Source organism: Shewanella sp. SM101 (assembly GCF_025654465.1).
Lineage (GTDB): Bacteria > Pseudomonadota > Gammaproteobacteria > Enterobacterales > Shewanellaceae > Shewanella > Shewanella oncorhynchi.
The window spans coordinates 16,294-29,356 of sequence record NZ_JAKKRH010000034.1 but is presented as its reverse complement, the minus strand read 5'-3'; the positions used below and the strand labels follow the sequence as shown (position 1 = coordinate 29,356).

The 13,063-nt window shown below is 46.4% G+C and carries 11 protein-coding genes; 1 reads left to right on the top strand and 10 read right to left on the bottom strand.

Going from position 1 to position 13,063, the window contains the following annotated elements; all coding sequences use genetic code 11:
• Window positions 1-130: 130 nt before the first annotated feature.
• The 3 genes from L5M38_RS17415 to L5M38_RS17405 form a co-directional block, all read right to left on the bottom strand.
• Window positions 131-1,264 carry a patatin family protein gene (locus L5M38_RS17415; RefSeq protein ID WP_263179820.1) on the bottom strand — a complete coding sequence of 378 codons (1,134 nt, stop codon included), beginning with the start codon at window positions 1,262-1,264 and terminating at the stop codon, window positions 131-133.
• A gap of 243 nt (window positions 1,265-1,507) precedes the next feature.
• A complete protein-coding gene (locus L5M38_RS17410; protein ID WP_263179831.1) occupies window positions 1,508-3,754 on the bottom strand; it encodes a TonB-dependent siderophore receptor in 2,247 nt (748 codons plus the stop codon).
• Between the two features lie 386 nt (window positions 3,755-4,140).
• Window positions 4,141-5,931, bottom strand: coding sequence for an acyl-CoA dehydrogenase C-terminal domain-containing protein (locus L5M38_RS17405; RefSeq protein ID WP_263179819.1), 1,791 nt, complete (start codon window positions 5,929-5,931; stop codon window positions 4,141-4,143).
• A 247-nt stretch (window positions 5,932-6,178) separates the two neighbouring features.
• Between L5M38_RS17405 and L5M38_RS17400 the strand changes: the two genes are divergently transcribed.
• Window positions 6,179-7,027, top strand: coding sequence for a D-hexose-6-phosphate mutarotase (locus tag L5M38_RS17400; RefSeq protein WP_263179817.1), 849 nt, complete (start codon window positions 6,179-6,181; stop codon window positions 7,025-7,027).
• Window positions 7,028-7,209: 182 nt separating this feature from the next.
• On the opposite strand, the gene L5M38_RS17395 is transcribed toward L5M38_RS17400, so the two are convergent.
• From L5M38_RS17395 to fabD, 7 genes are all read right to left on the bottom strand, one after another.
• Window positions 7,210-8,085, bottom strand: a complete 876-nt coding sequence (locus L5M38_RS17395) for an NAD(P)-dependent oxidoreductase (protein ID WP_263179815.1) — start codon at window positions 8,083-8,085, stop codon at window positions 7,210-7,212.
• A gap of 167 nt (window positions 8,086-8,252) precedes the next feature.
• Window positions 8,253-8,732 (bottom strand): acyl-CoA thioesterase, encoded by a 480-nt coding sequence (locus tag L5M38_RS17390; protein ID WP_105252855.1) that lies wholly within the window; start codon window positions 8,730-8,732, stop codon window positions 8,253-8,255.
• A 117-nt stretch (window positions 8,733-8,849) separates the two neighbouring features.
• A complete protein-coding gene (locus L5M38_RS17385) occupies window positions 8,850-9,218 on the bottom strand; it encodes a hypothetical protein (protein ID WP_028760367.1) in 369 nt (122 codons plus the stop codon).
• A 232-nt stretch (window positions 9,219-9,450) separates the two neighbouring features.
• Entirely contained in the window at window positions 9,451-10,689 is a 1,239-nt protein-coding gene (gene fabF, locus L5M38_RS17380) for a beta-ketoacyl-ACP synthase II (protein WP_006087466.1), read from the bottom strand.
• A 236-nt stretch (window positions 10,690-10,925) separates the two neighbouring features.
• Window positions 10,926-11,159 (bottom strand): acyl carrier protein, encoded by a 234-nt coding sequence (gene acpP / locus L5M38_RS17375; protein ID WP_006081231.1) that lies wholly within the window; start codon window positions 11,157-11,159, stop codon window positions 10,926-10,928.
• Between the two features lie 164 nt (window positions 11,160-11,323).
• A complete protein-coding gene (gene fabG / locus L5M38_RS17370; protein WP_006081230.1) occupies window positions 11,324-12,070 on the bottom strand; it encodes a 3-oxoacyl-ACP reductase FabG in 747 nt (248 codons plus the stop codon).
• Between the two features lie 9 nt (window positions 12,071-12,079).
• On the bottom strand, window positions 12,080-13,006 hold the full coding sequence (gene fabD, locus L5M38_RS17365) for an ACP S-malonyltransferase (RefSeq protein WP_113938794.1): 927 nt from the start codon (window positions 13,004-13,006) through the stop codon (window positions 12,080-12,082).
• Between the last annotated feature and the right edge of the window lie 57 nt (window positions 13,007-13,063).

The following is a 13,063-nucleotide window of genomic DNA, read 5'->3' as shown; positions in this document are numbered from 1 at the left end:
TTAATTAGATTGATAAACTGGTTAAAACTGCAAACCACAAGCGCCACCCTAGGGTGGCGCTTGTATTTTAATGCTTTTTACTTTTATTGCTTACTCACGTACAAAATGGTGACTTAGCTAAAATACCAAACTAGGCCGACAGCGCACTGAATGGCTTGATTTGAGAGTGAGCTTGAATGTGGGTTCGAGTGTGAGCATTGGTTTGCACTTGAGTTTGAAAATAAGCATTACCCTGCGTCAACGCCATCGGATCTAAGCTTAAAAACTGCTTTCCAGCACTCAGCCCCGCATGATAATCATGGCGTAAATCCGCATCGGTACTACCCAGCAATTTACTTTGCAAATTTTCAGCTGCAAAAATCTGCACTATCTCCACATCCTCTGGCGGATTAGCGATAAAGTCCAATTCATCCTGATAGGCTTGTTCGTGCTGCACTAAGTAATCTATGGTTTTCGGGCAAAAGCTAGAAACACAAAGCCAAGATTTTAATTTGTGAACCCAAGCCGATTGCGCCTGAAAATCCTCACTCACAGTGCGGATCACCACAATTTTGCGGGCGCCACGACGATAGGCCTCACGCACAGGTAAAGGCGCAGCTAAGCCGCCGTCGAGATAAAAATCACTATCAATACCTTCGCTTAATGCTGTGCCGTGACCAGAGGCGCTGTTATCAGAAGCGTTATGATTAGCCGCGCCGTTATTAGAAGCCTTGTCGCTATTACAGGCGCGGTCACTCAGCCAAGGCGTGAGTTTCACCCCTTGTTTATACAAAAATGGTAATGCGCTAGAAGCTTTTAGCAATTCGCGCCACTGGCTTTTACTGCTTGGACTTAAAAAATAACCTTTGCGATCACTGGCATTGGTGGTGGTGATCAGTAACTGCCGATGACCAAGTGAGGCTGTCGCCGCGTTAAGATCTAATTTAAACATCCCTTGACGAGTCTGCTCAAAATACCAATCTAAATCGACTACATTGCCGCCGACTAACCCGCGACCGAGTCGATAGAAGCGTTTATGGCGCGATAAACCGCGGATTAAGCGTTTGGCATAACCCTTTTGGCGGGCCAAAAAACTGCTGAGATTCTGTGAACCTGCTGAGGTACCGATAAACAAATCAAAGGGATCGAATCCGCCATCAAGCCAAGCATCAAGCACGCCTGCGGTGAATATACCGCGCTGACCACCACCTTCTGCAATCAGGGCCACCTGTGGGCTAGCGTTAGATTGAGGGTCTTTGGAGGCTAAGTGGCTGACGGCGTGCATAGGAAAACCTTATCGAATAATTCATATAAGGCGAGTCTAAACAAGCTGAATCAGAAAGGATAACGGATAGAAACTATCATCTTAATAGGTAAACACTATTAAGATGATAAGTCACACAAGGTTAATCCATGCTAAATGCACGAATACAGACAGAGAGCTACGGCGGTTATTCGCGCAAGATTAACCCATTCGCTCCAGCTTGCTCATCATCCTTAACGAACAAGCTATTTTTACATCAATGCATTAAAACTTATGACTCAGTTCAAGCGTGATATTACGCGGCTCACCGGGGAAATGGCCATTACGCTCACTAAAACCACTGACGGCATATTCTTTATCGAAGATATTTTTAAGATTTAAGCGAACTTGAGTTTGATCCCACTGGGTCGTCCAGCTCATGTCAAAAATCGTATGGGGCTTCACCGTTTGGCCATCGAGGCTGAACTGCTCGCCCACATAGTCCATACCAAAAGCAATCGCCGAATCGAGTGCATTGATATCGTAACGGGTCCATATCCCTGCTTGATGGCGCGGCGCATTGGCAAAGTGCTTACTATCAAAAGTATTGGTTAAACTATCGTTTGTTACCCCTTTAACCACTTCGGTCTCGTTATAGGCATAGTTTGCCGTGACGGTCAGGTTATCGGTTAAATCCCCCACCAGCGTCCATTCAAGGCCTTGACTGTGTACTTCACCCAAATTAAGTAAAGCGGGAATACCATCGTCATCGCCAGTATCTAAAGGGTTAGCTTGGGCGACATTTTGTTTTTCAATGCGATACACAGCAAGCGTGGTCATAAACTGGCCATCAAGCCATTCATTTTTCATCCCAAGTTCAATTTGATTGCCCGTTTCTGGATCGAGGAAACCATCACCAATATCTTCCGCTTGATTGGTTAAAGATGCTGGATTAAAGCTCTCTGAGTAATTCAAATAAAAGGACATTGAATCAATTGGGCGATAATTAAGCCCTGCTCTTGGCGTTATCGCGTTATCGCTGAAGGAGAAACCAGTATTTTTATCATAATCATCAAACTGGCTAAAACGCAGACCAGCAATTAATGACCACTGTTCATTAAAGTGCAGATGTTCCTGTACATAAATGCCGTAACGGTTAGCGCGGGTACCATCGGTATTTTTATCCTTCAAGTTGTAACTATTAGGGTTGGTTTCACCATAGTTAAGGTCAAAAATATTCAGGTTACCAACACCATCCTTATCAGTCGCCAATTTGTACTGATATTCGGTTTCGACATAGTGATAGTCGCCGCCGAACAGGAATTCATGTTCAAAACCTAAAACATCGAATGCATAGACAAAATCATTGGTTAAACTAATTTCATCATTAGCCCGTGCTTGAACTCGGTATTCACGCTTAATGGTGCCATCACCCATAATGGGCTTTTTATTGGCATCTAAGGTCGCCCAACCTCTCGATTCATGATATTGCTGCGTGGAATCATTATTCAGATAACGGATCTGAGTCTTGACCGAGAAATTATCGGTAAATTGATGATCGAGAATCGATTGCAGCACCAGTGCATCCATCTTCTGGAAGTCACTCTTCTCATTGGCATTATAGGATGGCGCAACCAGGAAGTTACCGTCATTATCGACAGGAACGCCGCGCAGTCGATTTCCACCTAAATCCTGCTTAATAATATCGAAAGTGGTAGTGAGCTTAGTATCATCACTGATTTCGTAGAGTAACCCACCCGCCACTTCGGCATTTTGGCTATCGGCATTATTTCGAAAGCTATCTTCCTGCTGATAATAGGCGCCAAAGCGATAGGCAAGATTTTGGGTTAAGCCACCGGTGAAATCCAGCGAGCCGCCCATCATATCCTCGCTGCCCGTACTTAAGGTCAGCTCTTTACTCTCGACAAAGGTTGGTTTTTTAGTGACATAGTTGATCATGCCGCCGGGTTCACCGCCGCCATAAAGTGCGGATGCAGGACCTTTTAACACTTCAACCCGCTGCACATTAAAGAGTTGCGGCACAGAAAATCCCGAATAGGGATCGCCCCTTACCCCATCATAAAAAACGTTGGCATCGTCGCGGAAACCGCGAAAGGTCACGCCCGAATAACTAAACTCACTCACGCCCGCGATAGAGCGGTATAAATCGGTAATATTGCGCGCCGCTTGGTCGACGATTAACTGCTCGGTCAGCACTTGCACCGACTGCGGCAATTCCATCACATTAATCGCCGTCTTAGTGCCAACTGTCGTTTCTTTATCGACGTACATTTGCATTGCACGGCCATGGACAGCAATACGCTCAGGTGCTGCGAGTGTTATCTCCCCATCGGCTGCGGATTGAGTCGATGCAGGACTGGGGACTGGTGAGCTCGTAGACAAGGTCTGCTGTGGAGCCTCTTTATCGAGTACGGTTTCAGCGGCAAATGCCGACTGATGTTGAGCGAGTGCAAGTGCGATTAATGAGTAGGCGAAACGAGTCTTCACAGAATGTCCCCAGCGCGAGCGCATAAAAATGGCATAAACCAAAGGGTTTACAAATGTATTCAAACGAATTGGCCGTCATTATAAAGAATGATTTACGAATAACAACGATTATCATTTGAATTTACATAAATGTGAAATCTGTTAGGTAAATAGCTAGCGTCAGCTCACAAAACCCTTGTTGTGTTTGGTTATGACTAAAACGAAAAGAGCGTCAGTAGCACGGACCTTAGATAGAAGTTTTAATGTGGGACAAGCAAGAGACTCACAGTATCGAGCTCAATACTGGCGTGGAACCTAAGAATGAAAACAAGTTAAAGATTTAAACTATACAAAAATAAAAACCAGTGACAATGCGCTGGTTTTTGAGCTGTTCTTAAGCAAAGGCTTCACTCAGCCTATAAGGTGAATGCTTAAAAGATTGCTTCATCCAATTGCGTTAGCATTTCACTCGCCTGCTCGATTTGCTTACGCAGACTGCGACCTTGTACCGCCCAGTAAGCCATGTAGAAATCAGCAGTTTTCAATTTAGCTTGGTAAAATGCGGTTTCTTCAGTGCCCTGCTCCAGCGCCGCTAATGCCACCGCGGCACTTCTGGCCCACATCCACGCCAGTGCAGTCACGCCGAACAACTCCAGATAAGCCATAGACGCTGCGCCGATAATGTCTGGATTGGTCGCCGCATGGGTCGCTAAATAACCACTGGCCTTTTGCAAATCACCCGCACAATCCATTAAACCACTCACGTAAGGTTGCATCGCCGCATTCGTGCTATGTGACTTAATAAACTCTGTCACTAACGCCGACCATTGCTGCATCGCCGCGCCGCGGTCGCTAAGCAACTTACGTCCCACTAAATCCAATGCCTGAATACCGTTAGTGCCTTCATAAATCAGTGCAATACGGCTATCACGCACAAATTGCTCCATACCCCACTCATGAATATAACCATGTCCGCCAAACACTTGCTGTGCATCGACACAGGCATTAAAACCACGGTTAGTGATAAAACCTTTCACCACTGGCGTGAACAGTGCCGCTAATTGGGAGGCAACTTTGGCTTTTGCGGGATCGCTATGACGCTCAGCTTCATCGAGCCATAAAGCTTGTTGTCCAACTAAGGCTCTTGCGCCTTCATTGAAGGCTTTTTGCGACAGCAACATGCGGCGCACATCGCCGTGAACCAAAATCGGATCGGCGGCTTTTTCGGGTGCTTTGGCACCGCTTAAGGCGCGGCTCTGTAATCTGTCTTTGGCATAGGCCAGCGCATTTTGATAGGCAATCTCAGAGACACCCAGCCCTTGCACGCCCACGCCTAAACGCGCTTGGTTCATCATAGTAAACATGGCGCGCAGTCCTTGGTGCGGCTCGCCAACAAGCTCGCCCAGCGCAGCTTCAAATACCATCACACAAGTTGAGTTACCGTGAATGCCCATCTTATGTTCAAGGCCACTGGCATATAAAGTGTTCGGTGCGCCTAAACTACCATCGTTATTCACTAATACTTTAGGCACGGCGAACAAAGATATACCCTTCACGCCTTCAGGTGCATCGGGCAAACGGGCTAATACGAGGTGCACTATGTTGTCGGTGAGTTGATGATCGCCTGAGGAGATAAAAATTTTTTCGCCGGTAATAGCAAAAACGCCTTCAGATACTGGCACGGCTTTGGTGCGTAATAAGGCTAAATCAGTACCGGCGTGGGACTCGGTCAAGTTCATGGTTCCTGTCCATTCACCGCTAACCAGTTTACTCAAATATTTTTGCTTGAGCGCATCACTGCCGTGGGCATGGATGGCGGCATAGGCGCCATGGGTCAAACCAGGATACATGGCAAAGGCCATGTTAGTTGCCGTTTGTATCTCAGTGGCAAAAATCCCCACCACTTCGGGTAAGCCTTGGCCGCCATATTCAGGATCGCAGGTTAGCGTAGGCCAGCCATTATCAACAAACTGCCGATAGGCATTATCAAATCCTTCCGGCGTAATCACCTTACCATCGACCAACTTACAGCCTTGCAGATCGCCGACACTATTGAGCGGTAACATCACTTCAGTACTAAAGTCGGCCATACCTTGCAGGATCGCATCGACAAGATCTGGATCGATTTCATCGAACCCCTTAAGTGCATCTTGCTGATAAATATGTAACATTTCATCGAGGATAAATTGATAGTCGCGCAGCGGCGCTTGATAAACTGGCATAATCGCTTCCCTTTTCTTGTTAGACTGCAACTCAACTAAGTGATCTGACCACTTTGGTGCTCTGACCACTTTAGCTAAATCTGTTGAAAAAGGAAGCACTAGAACCTAAGGACAGTGACTTTTGTTTACACAAACGAACAGCGAAACCGTAAATTGATCGCAACAAAGCCTTATGTTATCGCGGAAAACTTTGTAAGCTAACTGCCTGTTTTTCTGATATGTCAGCAGAGTTAAGGATATTGTTACTATGGGTTCTGTCACTACTAAAAAGCACGCCAACGGGCTCGATTATGTCGAAGTGAATACGGCGTTATGTCAGGCAAGAATTTTTTTGCAGGGCGCGCAAATAGACTATTTTCAACCCGTAGGCAAACCACCTTTGCTGTGGGTTTCATCGGCTGACGATTATCAACCCGGTAATGGGATCCGTGGTGGTGTACCCGTATGCTGGCCTTGGTTTGGCATGAGTAGTGAAGCGAACTTTCCCCAACACGGTTTCGCCCGTACCCGTATTTGGGCGCTGGAATCGGTAGAAATGCGTAATCAGTTAGTGGATTTACGTTTTAGCTTAAAAATCAGTGAGCAAGATAAAATCTATTGGCCGCATAACACTGAGGTCAGCGTGTTATTTACCCTAGGCGACACTCTAAGCATTAGCCTTGTGAATACCAACGTAGGCGATGAAACCGTCACGCTTACCCAAGCGCTGCACAGCTATTTCCCGATTGAGGATATCCACCAACTCAAAGCCAGCGGTTTTAGTGGGTCAAAATACATCGAATTTGCACAAGGGCCTTATCCGCAAAACACGGATGAAGTGCTGTTTGATCGCGAGACAGATCGTGTCTATACCGATCTCGGCCCAGTGCAGTTACTGCATACGCCGCAGGGGACAATCGAAGTCAGCCGTGAAAACAGCCAATCAGCGGTATTATGGAATCCATGGATTGAAAAGTCACAACGCCTGGGCCGATTTAATCCGGAGGATTATCTGACCATGGTCTGCCTAGAAGCGGCCAATGTATTAGAAGATAAAGTCGTGCTCGCACCAGGTGAAACCCACAGTTTAGTGACCCATATTCGCTGGAAAGACTAACGATTAAATATCCTAGCTCTTAATGTCCTAGTCAAAAAACGATACACACAAAAATGCCCAGTCCTATTTGCCAACGCAATCGGGACTGGGCATTTTTATCATTGCAAAACCTATCACTGCGAAACCAGAGTTTTATCACTACGAAACCTAAGTTTTTATAACGATGAAACTTAAGGTAAAACTTATTTCGCCGATTTCTCTAAGCGCGCCAGCAAGCTAGACGTATCCCAACGGTTACCGCCCATGCCCTGAACTTCTGAATAGAATTGATCCACCAAAGCGGTCAATGGCAAGTGTGAACCATTGCGGCGGGCTTCTTCTAAGGCGATGCCTAAGTCTTTACGCATCCAATCGACGGCAAAACCAAAATCATAGCTTTGGCCCCACATCGTCTTGTAGCGATTTTCCATCTGCCAGCTTTGCGCCGCGCCTTTGCTGATCACTTCAATGACTTTCTCGCCATCGAGTCCCGCTTTACGGGCAAATTGCAGTGCTTCCGCCAAACCTTGCACCACACCCGCGATACAAATTTGGTTCACCATCTTAGTTAACTGACCTGCACCAACCTCACCTAAACGTTCGGCGCAGCGGGCAAAGGCTTCAATCACGGGTTTAACACGCTCAAATACCGCTTCATCGCCGCCGACCATCACAGTCAAGGCGCCATTTTCAGCGCCCGCTTGACCGCCAGACACAGGCGCATCGAGGAAATCAATGCCCTTTTCCGCTAACACTTGATGAAGCTCACGGGCAACATCGGCCGAAGCCGTAGTATGGTCAACCAGCACAGTGCCCTTTTCCATCCCATGAATAACGCCATCACAGCCTAATACCACTTCACGCAGGTCGTTGTCATTGCCCACGCAAGTAAACACAATATCTTGCCCCTCTGCCGCTTCCTTTGGTGTTGGACAGCAGCGACCACCATAGGTGTCGACCCAAGTTTGTGCCTTGGCAAAAGTGCGATTATAAACAGTGACCTCATGGCCTTTGTTCAGTAAATGCCTCGCCATGGGATATCCCATTACGCCTAAACCAATAAATGCGACTTTTGCCATGAGCTGATCCTTAAATAGATAAACAAGTGAATCGATTCAAAATAGTGGCCGCAGTTTAACATTCATCAACGGTAACGTCAGAGTGAAATCGGAGCGAGTAATAAACGCACTTTTCGCTAGAAACAACAAAGGCGCCTTAAGCGCCTTTGCTGATTTAATTTATGGGGCTATTTCACCACATGGGCTTCCATTTCGGCGCCAATCTTTTTACGCATTTCCATCAAGCGCAGTGCAGAATCCCGTAAATGAATATCATGTTCCGTCTGTGGTATCCACTCAGGCACAGGCGTAGGTAGGCCATCTTCATCAACTGCGACCATGATCACAATACAATGGGTGGTGAGATGACGCTCAGAAACTTTAGGATCGCCCGCTCGCACATCGATACCGATATGCATAGAAGTTTTACCCGTATAAATCACTTTTGCGCTGACTTCAACGATATTGCCCACCAAAATGGGTTGCACAAAACGAATACCGCCCGCATAAGCAGTAATACAATATTTACCGCTCCAGCCCGCTGCACAGGCATAGGCCGCGAGATCGATCCACTTCATCACAGCGCCGCCGTGAACTTTACCACCAAAATTCACATCCGCAGGCTCTGACAAAAATCTCAGGGTACTTTGTCTATCTATACCAGCCATATAACCTCAACTTATTCAGCCACTGTGGCTCAATGTTTCGTGCAATAGGCTGAGTTTACGATAGAAAGCCCCATTAGCGTAAAAATAATTACGATTGACCTCGTCAAAAAATTCGATTTAACCAAAGTGGCTAATAAGCACGCAGCAAAGCAATAAACTCGGCAACGCTAAACGATAAATCCATAGCTGAAATTCACTACTGACGAAACGCGTACCCTTAGCAAAAGTGTAAACGCCTAAGCCAAACATAAAGAAACCCAGCACTTCGAGGCCCGAAGACATATTGCTATCGCCACCGACGTTAATCGCCGTCACCAATAAGGCAAACCAAACCACCACGTAAGCAGCGATTGCTAAGGTAAAAGTCTTGATCCCAATGTCCATGTTTGGATGCCACACTTTAAACTCACCACGGATCAATTCGGTCAGATTGGCAGTTAATGCGCCAATGAGGGGAACAAGCGGGATCACCGCGGGATTTAACATGACACACTCCATTAAGATTGAATATGTCTGTCATTATCTGTGGTCACTAGAATTAAACAAGCTTGATGAACAAATGTTAACACTATGGATATCATACAGTTAGAAAGTGACATCCATCACAATAAAGTCATAAGATAACGGAGTTCAACTCACATGAGCAATGAATTTGACCCATAAAAAATGCGCCCTCAGGCGCATTTTTTCACTGTTTTTTACACCATAAATGCGTGTTTTACACTTTCTTGAACAGTAATGAACCGTTAGTCCCACCAAAACCGAAGGAGTTACACAGAGCGTAATCCATCTTCACGTCACGGGCTGTGTGGGCGACAAAGTCTAAGTCACAACCTTCATCTGGATTATCCAAGTTAATGGTTGGCGGTACGGCTTGGTCGCGCAGGGCTAGCAAAGTGAAAATCGCTTCAACCGCACCCGCAGCACCTAACAGGTGACCCGTCATCGATTTAGTCGAGCTAACCAGTACTTTATAAGCGTGGTCGCCAAATACTGACTTAACCGCTGCCGCTTCCGCTTTATCACCTGCTGGTGTCGACGTACCGTGGGCATTGATATAACCAATTTGCTCCAGTGATAACTTAGCGTCATTAATAGCATTGACCATAGCCGCCGCAGCGCCTGCTCCGTCACTTGGAGGCGATGTCATATGGAACGCATCACCGCTCATACCAAAACCGACTAATTCGCCGTAAATGGTCGCACCGCGCGCTTTTGCATGTTCGTACTCTTCCATCACCATCACACCAGCACCATCACCGATCACAAAACCATCACGGTCTTTATCCCATGGACGGCTCGCCGCAGTCGGATCGTCATTGCGTGTCGATAACGCTTTCGCTGCACCAAAACCTGCCACGCCTAAAGGAGAAGTGACATCCTCTGCACCGCCGGCAACCATCACGTCTGCATCACCATAGGCAATGGTACGCGCCGCGAAACCGATATTATGCACGCCCGTAGTACAAGCGGTCGTCACGGCGAAATTTGGCCCTTTCATGCCAAACATGATCGACAAGTGGCCTGAAATCATATTGATAATGGTACTAGGTACGAAGAAAGGAGAAACCTTACGCGGGCCACCATTCATCAATGCGCTGTGACCTTGTTCAATCAACCACATACCGCCCATACCCGCACCAATAGCAGTACCGACACGACCTGGGTTTTCTTTACTCATGTCCAGACCTGAGTCTTGGATAGCTTGGATGCCAGCCGCCATACCGTATTGAATAAAGAGGTCCATCTTACGGGCGTCTTTTTTCGTTACGTATTGCTCAACATCGAAATCTTTTACTGAACCACTGAAACGAGTGGTAAATTCACTGGCATCAAATTTGGTTATCGGTGCAATACCACTCTTACCCGAAAGCAAAGCCTTCCAAGTAGTATCGACAGTATTGCCCACTGGAGTTACTAACCCCAAACCGGTTACCACTACACGACGTTTAGACACGGCAGTCACCTTTAAATGCTAATTTGTTAATTCAGATAGAGGACACAGGGTTTTCTATCATTAGACAATTTCTTAAATAACGTTTATTTAGAAAAATTCGCCAATCTGCGGCGAGCATCTCGTGGATAACAATTAAAACACGATCCAGAGACGATTGAATGGCACGGAGGCAGAATTTGACGGGGGTGAAACAAAAACAGGCGGCAAAAATGCCGCCTGTCTTCAAGAATTCAGAATTACTGATTCTTAGAAACGTAGTCGATCGCTGCTTGAACAGTAGTGATCTTTTCAGCTTCTTCATCAGGGATCTCGGTATCAAACTCTTCTTCCAGAGCCATAACCAACTCAACAGTGTCCAGAGAATCTGCACCCAGATCGTCAACGAAAGATGCCGCTGGCTTAACGTCTTCTTCTTTAACGCCCAGTTGCTCTACAATGATTTTCTTTACACGTTCTTCGATGTTGCTCATTAGTTTTCTTTCCTATTCAAATTACGCACTTGCGTAAGATTGCGAGTAGTTTATTAGATTTGGCTGACAATGCAAGCTTAGTTTTCGTGGTCTAACCACGAAATTTCACTATCAATTGATACAGATCACTACTCAGTTGCGACAGAAATCCCTGCCATTCGCCCTTAAACCATGTACATGCCGCCATTCACATGCAAAGTTTCGCCTGTGATGTAAGCGGCTGAGTCCGAGGCCAAAAAGAGCACTGCATTGGCAATTTCTTGCGCTTGCCCTAATCGTTCCATCGGAACCTGTGACATGATAGCTTTTTGCTGCTCTTCGGTCAGCTCATCTGTCATATCGGTCTGGATAAATCCAGGAGCGATAGCATTAACTGTAATTTGACGAGATGCAACCTCTCTTGCAAGAGATTTTGTAAATCCAATCAAACCCGCCTTTGCTGCCGAGTAGTTAACTTGACCTGCATTGCCCATGGTGCCTACCACTGAACCGATATTGATGATTCGGCCAAAGCGCTTTTTCATCATGGTACGCATCACAGGTTTTGACAGTCTAAATAACGATGTCAGGTTGGTGTCGATAATATCCTGCCATTCATCATCTTTCATCCGCATCAGCAGATTATCACGGGTTATACCCGCGTTGTTGACTAGAATATCAACATCACCCGCTTTTTCTTTGATCGAGGCGAATAAATGTGTAACAGATTCACTATCTGTGACATTAAGCACTAAACCAAAACCTTTGTCACCCAGATATTCTTGGATTGCCGCAGCGCCCTTCTCACTGGTTGCGGTTCCAATAACCACGGCGCCCGCTTCGACCAATGTCTCAGCGATCGCACGGCCAATACCGCGGCTCGCACCTGTCACCAAAGCCACTTTGCCTGTTAAATTCAGGTTGAAACTCATATAAACTCCTTACTCAGTTAATGCTGCTAATGAAGCAACATCATTAACCGCTTGGGCTGATAGTGATTTATTAATTCGTTTTGCTAATCCTGTCAATACTTTACCAGGACCACATTCCACCAGTTGGGTAATGCCTTTTTGGGCCATTAGCTCAACAGTTTCGCTCCAGCGGACAGGACAATATAACTGACGCACTAACGCATCTTTAATGTCATCAGCAGAGGTGGGTGATGCCACATCAACGTTATTAATCACTGTAATTGTTGGGGTATTAAACTGTACATCGTTTAATGCCACGGCCAGTTTATCCGCCGCAGGTTTCATTAATGCACAGTGTGATGGCACGCTGACAGGTAAAGCTACCGCCATTTTAGCGCCCGCAGCTTTACAAGCCGCTGCAGCGCGCTCAACCGCGTCTTTTTGACCTGCAATGACCACTTGACCAGGACTGTTAAAGTTAACTGGACTCACCACATCACCTTGAGCCACTTCGGCGCAGGCATTAGCGATACTCTCGTTGTCCAAACCGATAATCGCATACATAGCACCCGTGCCAGCTGGAACCGCTTGCTGCATCAGTTGACCGCGTAATTCCACCAACTTAATCGCGTCTTTAAAATCCATCACACCCGCGCAAACTAAAGCTGAATACTCGCCTAAACTGTGACCCGCGAGTATAGCTGGCATAGGTTTGCCTGAAGCCACGTAGGTACGCCAAATCGCCACGCTCGCCGCTAATAGGGCTGGTTGAGTTTTATCGGTTTCATTTAAGCTTTCAACAGGACCTTGCTGAACCAATGCCCACAGATCATAACCTAAGACGTCACTCGCCTCAGCAAAGGTTTGTCCAACAACAGCATGAGATTCGGCAAGCTCGGCTAACATGCCTAGGGCTTGTGAACCTTGGCCCGGAAATACAAAAGCAACATTTTCCATATTCAAATTACCTATGGCTAACTTAATTTATTGAAAAATCATGTGGAACACACATGT